Genomic DNA, 14,977 nt, shown 5'->3' on the forward strand with positions numbered 1-14,977 from the left:
AAATATTTTCCCGCATGATACCTGCAATTCTCGAAGTAAAGTCCGCTGAAGCAACGTCCACTGGGGCAACGTCCCCTGTTGCAACGGGTGCGCTGCAGCGCATCGTCATCGACACCAATGTGTGCCTGGACCTGTTCGTCTTCCGCGACCCGCGCTGGGCCGGCCTGCTGGCGGCCATCGAGAGCGGTGCCGTCGAAGCCGTCACGCGCGCCGACTGCCGCGACGAATACCGCATCGTGCTGCACTACCCGCACCTGCCGCTGGACGACACCACGCGCCCGGCCAGCGCGGAGCGCTTCGATGCGCTGATCAAGGTGATTTCTCCGCCGGAATCGGGCGTGCGCCTGCCGGTCTGCACCGACCCCGATGACCAGAAATTCCTGGAACTGGCGCGCGACGCGGGCGCCCACGTGCTGATCACGAAGGACAAGGCGCTGCTCAAGCTGGCCCGCCGCCTGCGCAATGCCGGCATGTTCGCCGTGATCCCGCCGGAACAATGGGCGCTCCCCACGCCGGCCGGTGCCGCGCTAGAATAAACCGTGTCCAACCCGACCGCCCGCGAGGCCTCGATGACCAGTTCCTTCCCGCATGCCGTCACGCCCGCGCTGACGACCCGCCTGCCCGCCGTCGGCACCACTGTCTTCACGCGCATGTCGGCGCTGGCGGCGCAGCACGATGCCGTCAACCTCGGCCAGGGGTTTCCCGATTTCGCCTGCGATCCGCGGCTGGTCGACCTGGTCGCCGAAGCGATGCGGGCCGGTCATAACCAGTATCCGCCGATGACGGGCGTGCCGGCGCTGCGCCAGGCAATCGCCGGCAAGATCCGCGCGGTGTACGGCCACGCCTACGATGCCGATACCGAGATCACCGTGACCGCCGGCGCCACCCAGGCGCTGACCACGGCCATCCTCGCTGTCGTCCATCCGGGCGACGAGGTGATCGTCATCGAACCGGCCTACGACAGCTACATGCCGGCCATCGAGCTGGCCGGCGGCACCGTGGTGCCCGTGCAGATGGCGCTCGACGATGCCGGCTACCACGTGCCGTGGGAGCGGATCCAGGCCGCCGTGTCCACGAAAACGCGCCTCATCGTCATCAACACGCCGCACAACCCCACCGGCAGCGTGCTGCGCGACAGCGACCTCGAGGCGCTGGCGGGCATCGTGCGCGGCACGGAAATCCTCGTGCTGTCCGACGAAGTCTACGAACACATGGTGTACGACGGCCAGCAGCACGCGTCGATGAGCCGCCACCCGGTGCTGTCGGCGCGCACGTTCGTGGTGTCCAGCTTCGGCAAGACGTATCACACCACCGGCTGGAAGATCGGCTACGTGGCCGCGCCCGCGTCGTTGATGGTGGAGTTCCGCAAGGTCCACCAGTACAACGTGTTTTCCGTGAACGCACCCATGCAGCACGCCATCGCGGGCTACCTGGCCGATCCGGCGCCCTACGTACAACTGCCGGCGTTCTACCAGAAAAAGCGCGACCTGTTCCGCGCCGGCCTGGCCGGCAGCCGCTTCGAACTGCTGCCGGCGGACGGCACGTATTTCCAGTGCGTGCGCTATGGCGCCATTTCCGCCATGCCCGAGGCCGCCTTCGCGGAATGGCTGACGAGCGAAATCAAGGTGGCGGCGATCCCCGTGTCGCCGTTCTACCGGCAGGCGAAGGAATCGGGCATCGTGCGCTTCTGCTTCGCCAAGCGCGATGAAACGCTGGCGCTGGCGCTCGAGCGGCTGGCCCGCATCTGACCCGGGCCGCCCATGCTTCCCCACGAATCCCCCCGCGACGTGCAGGACACCGGCGAGTCCGAGGCGCCGCCCACATTGCCATCCGTGCTGCGCGCACTCAATGCCGTGCAGCAGCGCCTGGAAAACGCCGCGCACGCACGCGGACACGGCGACCCGGCCGACCTGCGCGCCACCGCGCGCGAACTGCTGCATGCAATCGACCTGTCCGCGGACGTGGCACTGGCCTGCGTGCTGCGCAACCAGGTCGCCGGCAGCTACGCGATGCGGCACAGCATCGAGACCGCCGTTATCGCCGCGCTCGTGGGGCGCCACCTGAACATGCGGCCGTCCCACCTGTTGTCGCTCGTGACGGCCGCGCTGGCGCTGCATGCGACGGGGCGCCACGCGGAAGGCAACCGCCCTGCCGACGCGCAGGTGCTGCACGTTCCCCGCGGCCCCGAGCCGGATTGGGCCGCCAGCCTGCTGCAGGACCACGCACCGGACGCCATTGCCGGTGGCGGCACGCATGCCTGCATCCACCTGCTGAAAATGGCCGACCGGTACTGCGCCGGCGTCTCGCCACGCAACTACCGCCGTGCCCTCCTGCCGGACGATGCGCTGGCGCGCGCGCTGGAAATGTCGCCCGACGCCGAACTGACCGCCGCATTCCACCTTGAAATCGGCGCCTATCCGCCGGGTACCGTGGTGCGCCTGGCCAGCGGCGAGATCGGGGTCATGGCGCACCGCGACGACGGCCAGCCGGAAGTGCTTTGCCTGCGCGATGCGGAGGGACGCCTGTTGACGATGCCGCTGCCGCGCCGCGTGGGCCAGGCCGGCTGCGCGATCGCCAGCGCGCTGGGCGAGGACGACATCGACATGCCCGTGTCGATGAAGCAGGTATGGGGCCCGCTGGCCAGCCTGTAAGATCACGGCAGCAACCCGGGACAGTTCCTGGTGCCGCGTAGATAAGGCGAGGTCGAACGTGCATGCTGCGCTCGAGCCGCTGGTGTCGGACACCTTCAGGTGTCGGACACCGGTTTTCCCCGCAAAACGCGCTACAGCTAATTGAGTTGCGCCAGCCGGCGCTCGACGAAGGCCTGCAGTTCGGGCGACAGCCCGGCATCCCTGGCTTTCTCGAATGCCTCGCGCGCAGGCGTGCGCAGGTTTTCCGCCTGGCGTGAGATGCCGAGCCCCATCCACCAGACGCCGTTATCGGGTCGCAGGCGCAGCGCCGCTTCGTACTGCGCCGCCGCGTCCGCATGCCGGCCCTGCTTTTGCAGCACCGCGGCCAGGAACCCCAGGTAATCGGCATTGCCGCCCGCGTGCGGCAGCGTGCGGAGCAGCGTTACGTCGGCGGATCCGCCCCGCTCCAGCTGCAGCCGTGCCAGCACCATTGCCAGTTGTGGCTGGTTGGCCTCCAGCGCCAGCCCCAGTTGCGCGTGGCGCATCGCCTGCTCCGCGTGGCCGTTCTCGACCAGCAGGCCCACCAGCGTTTGCCGCGCCGCTTCATGGCGGGGATAGACCAGCACCGCGTCTTCCAGCGCCGCGATGCCTTCGTTGACGCGGCCCACCTGCAGCGCGGCCAGCGCGCGGCGGTAGGCGTTCTCGCCCTGCTGGCGCGATGTCAGCGTGGCGCCTTGCCCGGCCGGCACTTCGGCTGCCCGCTCCGGTACTGGCACGGCCGCTGAAGCGGGTTCCGTGCGCGGCGGCCGGGGCCTGGCGGGGCGCGGTGCCGGCGGAGCGTCGGCGCGCGGCCCTGCCGCGGCAGGCGCTGCCTGGACGGGGACGAGCACGGCTGGGGCGGGCGCCGGCGCCGCCTCTTCCGCTACCGATGCGGGCGGCGGAGGCGCGGGCTGGGGCGCAGCCGGCGCCACGGGCACGGGAGCGGGCGGCGCGGGCGGTGTGACAGCGGCCGGCGCGGGCGCGGCCACGACGGCCACAGGGGCGGCCGGCACCCGGTTCAGCGCATACCAGGCACCCGCGCCGGCGGCGACGATCAGCACGCCCACGCCGGCGCCGACCGCGATCGACGTGCGCGCCGTGCGTGCCGTGCCTGCGGCCCCGACCGGCCGCACGTCGGCACCGGCCGCCGGGGCCCGGGTGCCGCCGCGTGCATCGAGATCCTGCAGCATCTTGTTAATCAGGCTCATCTGTCAGGCTCACCTTGTCAACGCGAGGGCAATGCCGCCCGCGGCGGCCAGCGCGGCGGCGCAGGCCAGCCATGCCCAGCGCAGGCCGCGCGCGGGCCGGGTGCCGATCGTGTCGCCGGCGGCCAGCGCCACGTGGCGCTGCTCCACCATGTGGCGCCCCTCGCCATACGCCAGCATCAGCGCCTTGTGCGCCACGATGTTCACGAGGCGCGGAATGCCGCCCGTGGCGCGGAACATGCGCCGCACGGCACGCGCGCTGAACAGCCGCGCCCCCGTAAACCCGGCCACGCGCAGCCGGTGCGCCAGGTAGTAATCGAGATCGTCGCGCTGCAGCGCGCCCAGGTGGTAATGGAACGTGATGCGCTGCGCGAGCTGGCGTATCTTCGGACTGGCCAGGTGGGCATTCAGTTCCGGCTGGCCGAACAGCACGATCTGCAGCAGTTTGCGCTTCTCCGTTTCCAGGTTGGTCAGCAGCCGCAGGGCTTCCAGGCTTTCCAGCGGCAGCGCCTGCGCCTCATCGAGGCACAGCACCACGTGCTGGCCGCGCACCGCCAGTTCCAGCAGCCGCATCGTCAGCGATTTCACGAGCTGGTGCTGGTCCACGTCGCGCGGCAGCACGATTTCCAGTTCGTCGGCCAGCGCCATCATCAGCGCGCGCGGCTCGAGGTACGGGTTCGGCACGTAAGCCGTGACGAAGCCATCGCCCAGCATGGCCATGAACTTGCGGCACAGCAGGGTCTTGCCGGTGCCCACTTCACCGGTGATCTTGATGAACCCCTCGCCGCTGCGGGCCGCCACCAGCAGCGTGTTCAGTCCCTCCTGCGAATGCGGGCTGCCGAAGAAGAAGCTGGTGTCCGGCGTGATGGAAAACGGCAGCTCGGACAGGCCGAAATGGGATTCGTACATGGTCAGCGCCGCTGGAAGGCGTCGTTCGGCGCGATCGCCCGCATGCGGCGTTCGACACCCTGCAGGTCCTCGTTCCAGCCGCCGGCGGCGTCGACGATGGTCGGCCTGATCAGCACCACCAGTTCGCGCTTGTCGATCACATCGGCCGTGTTGCGGAACAGCGCGCCCAGCACGGGAAGGCTGCCGGCACCGGGTACCTGCGAGCGGTCCGACGACGTGGCTTGACGCATCAGGCCGCCGATCGCGACGACCTGGCCATCCTGCCCGCGCACGATACTGTCCATTTCGGACGTGACGGAGGCCGCCAGCGGCAGGTTCAGCGACCCGGCGCTGCCCAGGTTGATGCTCTTCGTCACGGTCGAGACCTGGCTCACGGACGGATGCACGTGCAGCGTGATATTGCCCGCGTCGTCGATCTGCGGGGTCACGTCGAGCACGACGCCGCTGAAGAAAGGCTGCAGCGTGACGTTCGGCGTCACGGTGCCGCCACCGCCGGAGTTCGTCGTCGTGGTGGTGCTGACGCCGGTCACGAAGAATTCGTCGGTGCCAACCTTCAGCACGGCTTTCTGGTTGTTCATGGTGGCGATGCGCGGGCTGGACAGCACGTGCACGGTGCCCTGCTCCTCCAGGAAGGAAATCAGCGCGGCAAAATTACTGGTCTGGAACGCCAGCCCGAACAGCGAGCCGGCCGCCTCGGCCGCGGCACCGAGCGCGTGGCCGCTCTGCGCCACGATCCCGGCGGGGCCCGTCGTGCTGATCTGTGGTGGCGCCACGCCGGGCGTGCTGCCGGCCGGCAATCGCCCCAGCGTCGTGCCCGGCTGCAGCATGCCGGCCGACAGCCTGCTGTTGGCGTTGCGGGCAAATGCGGCCCAGTTGATGCCGCTCTGGTAATTGCGGTTGAGCTGGACTTCGAGGATTTTCGCTTCCAGGATCACCTGCCGTTCCACCGCCAGCTGCGTGGCCTTCAGGTAGCGCTCCACGTTGCGCAATTCCTCGGGCATCGCGCGCACGAGAATGACGCCCGACTGCGGCGTGATGATCACGTTGCGCCCGCCCTCCTTGCTGCCGACGATCGCTTCCAGCGATTGCCGCAGGTCGGTCCAGAAGTCGTTATGCGATACCGTGGTCACGCTGGAGGAATCACGCAGGCGGCCGCCGCTGCCATCCTGCGAGTCGCTGCCCTGCCCGCCGTTGTTGCCGCTATTGCCGTTGCTGCCAGTCTGGTTGCCGCTGCCACTTCCGTTGCCGCTGCCGTTGCCGCCATTACTCTGGTTGTTGACCTGGTCGGCCACCGATGTCGACGATACGCGCAGATTCGACATGCCCATCCGCTGCGCGGTCAGGTAGTTCACCTGGAACATGCGGGTCTGGATCGTCAGCGGCCGGATCGAGATCCGCGTGCCCTCCACCCGGTAGTCATAGCCGTACAGCTCGCGCACGGCGTCGAGCGCCTCGAACAGCGTCACATCCTTCAGGTTGGCCGAGATCGTGCCGACCACTTCGGGCGACACCAGCATGTTGTAGCGGGTGCCCGTCACGAGGGCGGTGAAGAACTGCTGCGCCGGCACGTTGTTGAACGCCACGTTGAAGCGTTCCTCCAGCACCGTGCGCGCCTTCGGCATCTGGCCGGCAAGCTGGCTGGCAGGCGGCAGCAAGGCGTCGGCCACGGCCTGCGGTGCCGCCGGCGCCGCGGCCTGCGGCTTGCGCACCGCGGCAAGTTCGGCATTGATCGCGTCGTAGGTGTCGCGCCGCGGCACGCTGCAGGCGGCCAGCGAGATCGACAAGCCGGCAACGATCGCGGCCTTCAGGGTGTTGTGCATGGTTGTTCTCACGGATGCTTCGCCGGCGGCTTGCCGGCCTGCGGATACAGTTTCAATTCGGTCGTGCGGCGGCCTTCGCGCAGGATGACCCGGTCGCCCCGTATATCGGCCAGTATGGCACGGCCGACACGTTCGCCGCGTCGCACGATACGGCCGTCGATCACGGCCACTTCGCGGCCGCTGCCCGGGCCGACCAGGACGGACTGCAGCGTGGGCTGGCGCGGCGCAGCCGGGGCCTGCACCGCTTCAGCCGGCAGCAGCAGCGAAGCGGCCGGCGGCCGGGTCGGGTCCTGCAGCGCCTGCGCCCAGCTTGGCAGGGCCACGAACAGCATAGCGTAAGGCAACAGTCTCATAGTGTCATCCACCGCTCGTCGAGGCTCAGCGTGTACAGCGTCAGCGTCAGTTGTGCCTGCGGATACGCCAGCGCGGCAAGTTCGACGCGGCCCCAGAGCAATTGCGTGGGCAGCGCATGCACGGCGTCCATGTAGTCGATCATGTGCAGGTAACTGCCCTGCAGGACGAGTTCGACGCCGTGGCGGTACAGCACTTCGCGCGGCGCACCGGCCGGGCGCGCTGGTGCTGGTGAAGGCGCGAGTGCCGTGCCTGGCGCGACGGGTTCGACGGCCGGCGTGGGCCGGACCGCTTCGCTGAGCCCGCTGACGGGCAGCGATCTCAACGAGACCAGCTTCAGGTTGCGGTTCGCCGCCACGAGGCGCTGCAACGTCGGCACCATCTCTTCCGAACTCACGAGGCCGGTACGCAAGGACTGCAGATCGCTGCGCAACCGGTCGCGATCCGTGCGCAGTGCGGCAAGCCGTGTCAGCGCAGCCGCGTTCGGGTCGGTCTGGTGGGCACGCAGCTTCGCCGCGAGCTCTGCTTCCATGGCCTGCATCTCGGCCTGCTGCGCCGCCAGTTCGGCACGCAAGCGTTCCTGCCGCGCCGCGATCGGCGCCAGCAACAACCACGAGGCATATGCCAGCAGTGCCACCGCCGCCAGGAACACCATCAGGCGCTCGCGCAGCGCCAGCGCATCCATGCGTGCCGCCAGTTTCAGCCATTGCTGTTTCATGGCGCTTGCTCCACACGGGACTGCAGGGTGAACTCGACGAAGCGCGGCGACGCGGGCGGCTCGCCGGGCGTGCCCACGGGCGTGCCGGCGGGCGGCACATCGGGCGCAGCGGGCGGCGCGATGGACAGTGCCGCGAAGGTCTTGCCCCGGAAGGCCGGCCTGTCCTGCAATTGCGCGATATAGCCGGGAATGGCTGCCGCCTGCAGCGCACGGCCGCGTACCTCGATGTCATGGCCGGCACCGGCAATACGCAGGCCCGTCAGCCATACCCCTGGCACGGTCTGCTGGGCAAAGGCGCGGAAATAGCCGGCATAGCCCGCATGGTTGCCGATCTGGCCGGCACGCAGGATACTGTCCGCCTCGCGCAACGACGCAATCTCGGCCTGCATCTGGACAAGCTGGGCATCGAGCCCCGGGTCCTTCTGCCGCGGGGCGAGCCCTGCAATCGTCTCGGCCTGCGCGGCCTGCTGCTGGTCGAGCAGGGCCTTGCCGCTGGCGACGCTGCGCTCGAGTTTTGCCACGCCACGATGGCCGATGACCGCCGCAATGCAGATGGTCACCACAATGGCGCCCAGCAGAGTGGCCAGCAGTTGCGCCGTAAACTGCTTTCTCGTTGTCCGGAAGGCCGGATTGAACAGGTTGATCTGCTGGCTCAACGCTTCACCTCCTCCACCCGCAATGCCGCGCCCAGCGCCAGGAAGCACTGTTGCTGCTGCACGGGATCCTGCGCATCGGCCAGGCCGGTCAGGTCGAACAGTTCGGTCAGGTCGAGCTGGTCGACCGGGATATACAGGTTTTCGGCGAGGCATTCGAACAGCCCCGCGACGCCGGTCGGCGCGAGCGTCAGCCGTGCCGTCGTAATGAAATGGAACTGCCGCTCGAAGTTATCGAGTGAACGCTGCAACTCGAGCGTGATGCGGTCATAGGTCGCCTGGCGCCGCTCTTCGGGCGCATCGCGCAACTGTTCCAGCGTGATGTCGATGCGGCGCGCCAGGTAGAGTTCGCCCTGGTAACTGATCGTCAGCAGGCCGCCCTGGCTGTCGAACGACAGCATGGCCTGCCCCCGCCCCTCGCGCTCCAGCAACGCCGACACGTTACGCTGTGCCAGCTCGGGAATGTCGATGACCGCCAGCCGGAAGCCGGCACGGTGAAAGAGCCGTTGCCGTTCACTGACCAGGCTGTTGCGCGCCGCGACCGCGAACAGGGAAAGCGTCTGCGCGGTCGCCGCACGGTCCACCGGGATATCCAGGAAATCGACCGTCGCTTCGTCGATGGGAAAGTCGATCATGTCTTTCAGGCGCCAGCGCACTGCCGTCCTGACTTCCTCCTGCGGCACGTTGGGCGCCTCCACCGACAGCAGCTGGTATTCACCCGGCAAGAGCAGCGTCGTGCCGCGGTAGCGCGAAGCCCCGAGCTCCTTGCCGAGTTTTTCCAGCGCCGCCGGCCGTTCCGCCGGCTCGGCGGCGGCGAACTTCACCATTGCGGCCGGCTTGTCCAGCACGGGCGTGCGGACAACGACGGCCTGGATGCCGTCGCTCGACAACGTGACGACCAGAACGCCTTCTTGTTTTCGTGCCCTGGAGAATAATCCCATTCCTGCGAGCTTCAACTGCATCAGTTGAGCCATTGGTTGTGAAGACGGGCCATCTTAGCCGCTATAGGGGAAATTCGCCATTCCGCAGGCGGAAATCCCCTGATGTGTGCAGGCATGTGTCGCATACTGGATGCGCACCAATATTTCCTTACGGCATTGTCTTGACAATTTCAGAGCGCGCATGCTTTGATTTGGCATGTATCTACTGCACCGTTACCGTTCCTGGCTGCTTCTGCTTTGCATGACCGGCTGGGCCCTCGCTGTCCAAGGCGTGACGCCCACTCCCACCGCACAGGCGAAGATATTCAACCTGCCTGCGGATATCAATAAAGTCTTCAGCAACCTGCAATATCCGTGCACTGCCTCGGGCTCCACCTACACGTGCCAGGGCAACCCCGCGATCCACAACGAAAGCATCCTGAACATCACTGCGCCGATCACCTTGCGCATCGCCGGCACGCTCAGTGTCAACGCCGCCCTGTTCATCAGGGTGCCGTCCCAGGCGAAACCCTTTTATTTCCAGGTCGACGGCAACGTCAACACGAACGCGCCGATGGACATCAGCGCCGAGTACTTCGACGTGGGCGGCACGTTCTCGACGGACCGGGATGTGACCATCACGGCCAATATTCGGGTCGGCGCCCAGATGGCGATCCGGTCCGGAACGATCGTCTACGGCAACGTCACAGCCGGCAGCGAGATCAACATCGAAGGGGACTCGATCGTCTACGGCACTTGTACCGCGCCGTACGGCAATTACCGGCCACGATGCACGGGTGGCCCCGCGCCACCGGCAAGCGGGCTGCACCACGTGCGCCTGGTGCACACCGGCAGCGCGGCCACCTGCGCCCCCGCGGTCATCACCGTGCGGGCCTGCTCCGGCGCCGACACGAGTGGCAGTTGCACGGCCTTTACCGGCGGCGTCAGCGGCACGGTCACCGGCGGCGGCGTATCGGCGCCCTTCACCATTGCCTCGGGCTCGTCATCCGCCACGGCATCGCTTGCCATCACCTCGCCGACCACCGTCACACTGGCCGCCACCGGCTTCACGGCATCGTCGTCGCCTGTGTATACGTGCTGGAACGGCAGTGCGGCCAGTTGTTCGATGGCATTCGCGGACAGCGCACTGCTGGTGACGATCCCCGACCACAAGGCTGGCACGACCGTCGAATTCACCATCAAGGCGGTCAGGAAAAGCGACAAGGCCGGCGTGTGTGCGCCGGCCTTCAAGGGCGAGCGCCAGATCACCTTCAGCTGTGCCTACAGCAATCCCAGGACCGGCACGAAACCGCTGACGGGGGGGCCGAGGGGCGGCCCCACGGGGCCCCTCGCATGCGGTACCGGCACATCGCCGGCGGTCGACGTGGACTTCGACGACACGGGCAGTGCGCCGGTAACGCTGAGCTACGCCGACGTCGGGGCCCTCACGGTCACCGTCACGGATGCCAAGCTGGGCATTTCGGGCACCGATACCTTCGTTGTGGCGCCCTACAAGTTCGCCTTCACGAAGACACCCGCGACCACCGTCCCGGTCCTGGCGGGTACGCCGTTCGCGGTGAACGTGGCGGCGCAGACCAGCGGCGGTGTCGCCACGCCGAACTTCGGCAAGGAGACCCCGGCCGAAACCGTGACCATCCGGACCGTCGTGGCCAAGCCCACCGGCGGCGCTGCGGGCGAGACGCTCAATGCCGTCAGCACCAGCGTGGCCACGGGAGTCGCCACGGCAGCCCCCTCGTGGACCGAGACCGGTATCGCCACACTGACGGCGGCGCTGACATCGGCCAACTACCTGCAGTCGGCCCAGGTTCCCGCCGGCGCCACCACCGGCGAAGTGCTGTATTCGATTCCCGACCACTATGACGTGGCGGTCGCGCCAACCGAGGACCGCAACGCCGCCGTGCCGAAGGATGCGGCGACCACGCTGCCCTGGTGGTACGCGCGACAGCCGATCGCGAACGTGACGATCACGGCACTGGAACGCGGTGGCCGGATCACGACCAACTTCGGCAAAACGGTCAAGACGGGCTCGGAGGGCGTGGTCACGCTGACCGCCGCGCCCGCCGCCACGCTGGCGGGCCACACCGTGGACGCCAGCCGGTTCGCCGCCGGCACCGTCCCCGGCGTCGCCACGCTGACGCCCACGTACACGTTTGCCGCGGCGCAGACCGCACCCGCCATTGTCGTGTTCGGTGCCGAGGGCACCGGGGCACTCGACACGAATATCGCGGGGGCCACCGGCCGCGTCAACATCCGCAGCGGACGCCTGCTGTTCTCGCGCGCCACCGCCGGTTCCCTGGCGACCAGCGCGAGCATGCCCGTCACGGCGCAGTACTGGAGCGGCACGTCCTGGGTGAAGAACGACGACGACAGCTTTACCCGCCTACCGGCCGGATCCGCCGCCGTGTCGCAGAACGGCGCCGCGCTGGCCGGCGCGGGCAACAGCAACCTGCTGCTGGCCGACGGCAGCGGCTATCTCACGGTCACCAGGCAGGCCACCGGCAAGGCCGTGCTGAACGTCGCGCTGAACCTGGGCACGGGGGCGGGAACGGCCGACGTGTCCTGCCTCGCCATCCACCCCGGCAGCAACGGCGCCGGCCTGCCGTGGCTGCGCAGCGTGTATGGCGACTGCGGGGCGCAGGCGGACCCGTGGGCGGCCGTGGTCTTCGGTACCGCCAGGCCGGAAAGCCAGGCCGTGGTGCACGTGCGGGAGGTCTACAATTGAACGCCCGCGCCCAGGGCTTCACACTGGTCGAACTCGTCACCGTGATGATACTGATCGGCGTGCTTGCGGCCGTGGCCGTACCGCGGCTCATCGGAAGCGGCGGCGTTGCCAGCACGGGATTTCGCGCCGACGTCGTCAGCGCGCTGCGCTATGCGCAAAAAACCGCGGTCAGCCACCGCCGCACGGTGTGCGCGACGGTCTCCGCCAGTGCCGTGACGCTGCGGATCGCCAGCACCAACCCGCCCGCCGCCGGCAACCCAACCCTGACGTGCGATACCGACCTGCCCAGCCCGGACGGCACGCCATACGCGAGCCGTAATGCCAACGTGACCGCGGGGGACTGCTGGGCACGCTGTATTTCCAGCCGAACGGCACCGTCATCAACGCCGGCGGCACCATTGCCGGCACCATCACCATCACCAGCGAGGCGGCAGTGCGGATCGACGGCCTGACCGGACATGTGGAATAGGCAGGCACAGGGCATGACCCTGGTCGAACTGATCGTCGCGATCGTCATCATCGGCATCGGCGTGGGTGGCGTGATGATCGCGTTCACGTCGGCCGTGCGCAGCAGCAGCGACCCCGTGGTGCGCAAGCAGATGATGGCGGTCGCCGAAGGCCTGTCGGAAGAAATCCGCCGCATGCCCTTTGCCATCGAGGCACCGGCACCGGCCGCCGGCTGCGCGCGCAAGGCGTTTAACGACATCCGCGACTACAACGGCTATGCCTCGACCGGCATCTGCGATATCAACGGCACGGTGGTCCTGACGGGCATGAACGTGCGTGTCACCGTGGCCGATGCCGCGGAATTGACCGGGATCGGCACGACCGACAGGCTGAAGTTCACGGTGACCGTGACACGCGGCCAGGACACGGTCAGCCTGGTTGGCTGGCGCACCAACTTCGGGAAGCTCCAGCAATGAGACAGCGCGGATTCACCCTTGTCGAGCTGGTCGTGGTCATGGTGGTCACCGGTGTGCTGGCCGCCGGCCTCGTGGTTTTTTTCCGGCCGGCGCTCGAGAATTACGCCATGGCGACGCGCCGCGGCACGCTGACCGACCTGGCCGACGGCGCGATGCGCACCATGATGCGGGACGTGCGTTCCGCCGTGCCCAATTCCATCCGCCAGCCCAATGCCCAGTGCTTCGAGGTGGTGCCCACGTCGGACGGTGGCCGCCTGCGCATCGCCCCCGACATCCAGTCCGGCGGCGCCAGCAAGCCGCTCGACACCTACCAGCCGACCACGCAGTTCGACGTCATCTCGCCGCTGCTGGCTGCCCCGGTGATCGGCGACTGGATCGTGATCGGCAACCAGGTACCGGAAAACATGTACAGCCTGGCCAGCGCCAGCCGCATCTCATCGGTCGCAGCGCCGCCGGCATCGACCTCGCCCTACGCGCTCGGCACCTGGCGCATTGGCATCCAGACCAAGCAGTTCCCGCCAGGCTACGAAGGCGGCCGGTTCGTGGTGGTGCCCGATGCGCAGAAGGCCGTGTTCTATACCTGCCAGAATGCCGGGGTCGATGCGAACGGCACCGGCACGGGCACCTTGTACCGTTTTTCCGGCTACGGCTTCGACGCCGCCGCGCCAACGGCGTGCAAGGTGCCGCAGGCCGATACCGCCGTGCTCGCCAGCCGGATCGCCCGCTGCGAATTCACGTACGACCCGAACCCGGGCTCGGAGCAGGCAGCCGGCTACCTGCAGATGCGCCTGCGCCTGTCCGAGGGCGGCGACGACGTCGACCTGCTCTACGGCGCCTATGCCGACAACCTGCCATGACCCCACCACGTTTTCAGTCACGTTTCCGCCCGCCCGCCCGCCAACGCGGCTTCGGCTATATCGCGGCGCTCCTCATCGTCGTCGCGCTGGGTGGCCTGTCCCTGGCGGTCATGCGCATCAACAATACCCAGCAGGTCACCGGCATGATGGACCTGCAATCGGCGCATGCCGACCAGGCCGCGCGCGCGGGCATCGAATGGGGCCTGTACCGGGCGCTGGTCAGTGACACCTGCGCGGCGGGCGTGATCGACCTGACCGGCGTGGCGGGGTTCCGCGCCGCCGTGACGTGCGAGCGCAGGGTCTTCAGCGAAGGGGAAACGGCGGCCGGCGAGCCAATCTTGAAGAACCTGTACCGGATCACGGCGACGGCCTGCAACGCCGCTACCTGTCCGGGCAACGCGGCGGCCGTGGCGACACCGGGCTACGTGGAACGAAAAAGGTCCGCCGCGGCATGTGCCGTGGCGGACCCCGTCAGGAGTGCCTGCTATTGAGCAGGCGTTTGCAATCAGCAGCCGGTGGCGGCCGGAACTGCCGTGATGACCGGCGGGGCAGACGTCGTCGCCGCCGTGTACTTGATGAAGCACGTTGCCGCGGTGGCGGTGCCCTGCACGCTCTTCGGCACGACAGCGATCTCGGTGCTGCTGGTGACAGGGCCGGTCGTACCGGCGGTACTATTGCCTGGGTTGACCACGACGAAATCCTCGTTCAGGCCGGCCGCGGTGATGAAAGCCGTGCTGGCGGCGGGGTAGCCGTTTTCAATGCCGACAGTCGTATTCTCGGCTGCATAGGTAGTGCCGCCCTTCACCAGGAACTGGCCGCGACCCAGCGAACTGGCCGCGGCGATCGCGCCACGTGCGCCGCCCAGTGCAGCAACCCGCGCATCCGCGCCCATGCTGACGAACTTCGGCAGCGCGGTCGCTGCGAGAATGCCGAGGATGACGATCACGACGATCAGTTCGATCAGCGTGAAACCACCCTGGCGTTGTTGGGAAATGCGGGCGTAGGACTGCTTGTTCATAGACTTTCTCCGTGTTGCGCCGGGCTGGCGGTGCGAATTGATAAATGTCAGGCAGTTCGCTGCCCGGCGGCTTTGATGTATCCCCAAAGCAAGTTAATTGTACTGCGAAAGCTCAAACACTTTCCACACTGCACGATAAATTTCACGAATTTCGCGTGATTTTTCGCCGTTTCGCAACGCGACAGTAAGAG

Annotated in this window: 16 protein-coding genes; 8 read left to right on the forward strand and 8 right to left on the reverse strand. The window is 67.8% G+C overall.

What is annotated here, in order from left to right; genetic code table 11:
• The first annotated feature begins 14 nt into the window (after window positions 1–14).
• From EWM63_RS29840 to EWM63_RS29850, 3 genes are read left to right on the forward strand one after another with little or no spacing between them, the layout of a single operon-like run.
• Window positions 15–536, forward strand: coding sequence for a putative toxin-antitoxin system toxin component, PIN family (locus EWM63_RS29840; protein ID WP_130189761.1), 522 nt, complete (start codon window positions 15–17; stop codon window positions 534–536).
• A gap of 33 nt (window positions 537–569) precedes the next feature.
• On the forward strand, window positions 570–1,748 hold the full coding sequence (locus tag EWM63_RS29845; RefSeq protein WP_130190692.1) for a pyridoxal phosphate-dependent aminotransferase: 1,179 nt from the start codon (window positions 570–572) through the stop codon (window positions 1,746–1,748).
• Between the two features lie 12 nt (window positions 1,749–1,760).
• Window positions 1,761–2,651: an HD-GYP domain-containing protein gene (locus tag EWM63_RS29850; RefSeq protein WP_130189762.1), complete on the forward strand. Its 891-nt coding sequence runs from the start codon at window positions 1,761–1,763 to the stop codon at window positions 2,649–2,651.
• A gap of 137 nt (window positions 2,652–2,788) precedes the next feature.
• Here EWM63_RS29850 and EWM63_RS29855 read toward each other — a convergent pair whose 3' ends face one another.
• Genes EWM63_RS29855 through pilM form a run of 7 tightly spaced genes read right to left on the reverse strand, consistent with a single transcriptional unit; the run spans window position 2,789 to window position 9,266 of the window.
• Complete coding sequence (locus tag EWM63_RS29855; RefSeq protein ID WP_130189763.1) at window positions 2,789–3,877, reverse strand: tetratricopeptide repeat protein; 1,089 nt, start codon at window positions 3,875–3,877, stop codon at window positions 2,789–2,791.
• A 9-nt stretch (window positions 3,878–3,886) separates the two neighbouring features.
• Window positions 3,887–4,783 carry an ExeA family protein gene (locus EWM63_RS29860; protein ID WP_130189764.1) on the reverse strand — a complete coding sequence of 299 codons (897 nt, stop codon included), beginning with the start codon at window positions 4,781–4,783 and terminating at the stop codon, window positions 3,887–3,889.
• Between the two features lie 2 nt (window positions 4,784–4,785).
• On the reverse strand, window positions 4,786–6,603 hold the full coding sequence (mshL, locus tag EWM63_RS29865; protein ID WP_130189765.1) for a pilus (MSHA type) biogenesis protein MshL: 1,818 nt from the start codon (window positions 6,601–6,603) through the stop codon (window positions 4,786–4,788).
• Between the two features lie 8 nt (window positions 6,604–6,611).
• Complete coding sequence (locus EWM63_RS29870; protein ID WP_229487587.1) at window positions 6,612–6,956, reverse strand: MSHA biogenesis protein MshK; 345 nt, start codon at window positions 6,954–6,956, stop codon at window positions 6,612–6,614.
• Window positions 6,953–7,672 (reverse strand): type II secretion system protein M, encoded by a 720-nt coding sequence (locus EWM63_RS29875; RefSeq protein WP_130189766.1) that lies wholly within the window; start codon window positions 7,670–7,672, stop codon window positions 6,953–6,955. The genes EWM63_RS29870 and EWM63_RS29875 overlap by 4 nt, the downstream gene beginning before the upstream one ends.
• Window positions 7,669–8,328, reverse strand: a complete 660-nt coding sequence (locus EWM63_RS29880; protein WP_130189767.1) for a PilN domain-containing protein — start codon at window positions 8,326–8,328, stop codon at window positions 7,669–7,671. The genes EWM63_RS29875 and EWM63_RS29880 overlap by 4 nt, the downstream gene beginning before the upstream one ends.
• The gene (gene pilM, locus EWM63_RS29885) at window positions 8,325–9,266 is read right to left on the reverse strand and encodes a type IV pilus biogenesis protein PilM (RefSeq protein ID WP_130189768.1); all 942 of its coding nucleotides are present in this window, start codon (window positions 9,264–9,266) and stop codon (window positions 8,325–8,327) included. Before pilM ends, EWM63_RS29880 begins: the two co-directional genes overlap by 4 nt.
• Before the next feature lie 241 nt (window positions 9,267–9,507).
• On the opposite strand from pilM, the gene EWM63_RS29890 reads away from it, so the two are divergent.
• From EWM63_RS29890 to EWM63_RS29910, 5 genes are read left to right on the forward strand one after another with little or no spacing between them, the layout of a single operon-like run.
• The gene (locus EWM63_RS29890) at window positions 9,508–11,988 is read left to right on the forward strand and encodes a polymer-forming cytoskeletal protein (RefSeq protein WP_130189769.1); all 2,481 of its coding nucleotides are present in this window, start codon (window positions 9,508–9,510) and stop codon (window positions 11,986–11,988) included.
• Window positions 11,985–12,440 (forward strand): pilus assembly FimT family protein, encoded by a 456-nt coding sequence (locus EWM63_RS29895; RefSeq protein WP_130189770.1) that lies wholly within the window; start codon window positions 11,985–11,987, stop codon window positions 12,438–12,440. The genes EWM63_RS29890 and EWM63_RS29895 overlap by 4 nt, the downstream gene beginning before the upstream one ends.
• Before the next feature lie 6 nt (window positions 12,441–12,446).
• Complete coding sequence (locus tag EWM63_RS29900; RefSeq protein ID WP_130189771.1) at window positions 12,447–12,911, forward strand: prepilin-type N-terminal cleavage/methylation domain-containing protein; 465 nt, start codon at window positions 12,447–12,449, stop codon at window positions 12,909–12,911.
• Entirely contained in the window at window positions 12,908–13,768 is an 861-nt protein-coding gene (locus EWM63_RS29905) for a prepilin-type N-terminal cleavage/methylation domain-containing protein (RefSeq protein ID WP_130189772.1), read from the forward strand. Before EWM63_RS29900 ends, EWM63_RS29905 begins: the two co-directional genes overlap by 4 nt.
• Window positions 13,765–14,259: an MSHA biogenesis protein MshP gene (locus EWM63_RS29910; protein ID WP_130189773.1), complete on the forward strand. Its 495-nt coding sequence runs from the start codon at window positions 13,765–13,767 to the stop codon at window positions 14,257–14,259. The genes EWM63_RS29905 and EWM63_RS29910 overlap by 4 nt, the downstream gene beginning before the upstream one ends.
• A 14-nt stretch (window positions 14,260–14,273) precedes the next feature.
• Here the strand turns inward: EWM63_RS29910 and EWM63_RS33010 are convergent, their stop codons facing one another.
• Complete coding sequence (locus EWM63_RS33010) at window positions 14,274–14,786, reverse strand: type II secretion system protein (RefSeq protein WP_130189774.1); 513 nt, start codon at window positions 14,784–14,786, stop codon at window positions 14,274–14,276.
• Window positions 14,787–14,977: the final 191 nt, after the last annotated feature.

The sequence above is a fragment of the Pseudoduganella lutea genome (assembly GCF_004209755.1).
GTDB classification, from domain to species: domain Bacteria; phylum Pseudomonadota; class Gammaproteobacteria; order Burkholderiales; family Burkholderiaceae_D; genus Rugamonas; species Rugamonas lutea.

Bases quoted from the DNA above. Each gene is read 5' to 3' on its own strand.
- pilM (WP_130189768.1), bottom strand. From the start codon at position 9,266: ATGGGATTATTCTCCAGGGCACGAAAACAAGAAGGCGTTCTGGTCGTC.
- EWM63_RS29910 (WP_130189773.1), top strand. From the start codon at position 13,765: ATGACCCCACCACGTTTTCAGTCACGTTTCCGCCCGCCCGCCCGCCAA.
- EWM63_RS29870 (WP_229487587.1), bottom strand. From the start codon at position 6,956: ATGAGACTGTTGCCTTACGCTATGCTGTTCGTGGCCCTGCCAAGCTGG.
- EWM63_RS29875 (WP_130189766.1), bottom strand. From the start codon at position 7,672: ATGAAACAGCAATGGCTGAAACTGGCGGCACGCATGGATGCGCTGGCG.
- EWM63_RS29850 (WP_130189762.1), top strand. From the start codon at position 1,761: ATGCTTCCCCACGAATCCCCCCGCGACGTGCAGGACACCGGCGAGTCC.
- EWM63_RS29855 (WP_130189763.1), bottom strand. From the start codon at position 3,877: ATGAGCCTGATTAACAAGATGCTGCAGGATCTCGATGCACGCGGCGGC.
- EWM63_RS29890 (WP_130189769.1), top strand. From the start codon at position 9,508: ATGACCGGCTGGGCCCTCGCTGTCCAAGGCGTGACGCCCACTCCCACC.
- EWM63_RS33010 (WP_130189774.1), bottom strand. From the start codon at position 14,786: ATGAACAAGCAGTCCTACGCCCGCATTTCCCAACAACGCCAGGGTGGT.
- mshL (WP_130189765.1), bottom strand. From the start codon at position 6,603: ATGCACAACACCCTGAAGGCCGCGATCGTTGCCGGCTTGTCGATCTCG.
- EWM63_RS29905 (WP_130189772.1), top strand. From the start codon at position 12,908: ATGAGACAGCGCGGATTCACCCTTGTCGAGCTGGTCGTGGTCATGGTG.
- EWM63_RS29900 (WP_130189771.1), top strand. From the start codon at position 12,447: ATGTGGAATAGGCAGGCACAGGGCATGACCCTGGTCGAACTGATCGTC.
- EWM63_RS29840 (WP_130189761.1), top strand. From the start codon at position 15: ATGATACCTGCAATTCTCGAAGTAAAGTCCGCTGAAGCAACGTCCACT.
- EWM63_RS29860 (WP_130189764.1), bottom strand. From the start codon at position 4,783: ATGTACGAATCCCATTTCGGCCTGTCCGAGCTGCCGTTTTCCATCACG.
- EWM63_RS29845 (WP_130190692.1), top strand. From the start codon at position 570: ATGACCAGTTCCTTCCCGCATGCCGTCACGCCCGCGCTGACGACCCGC.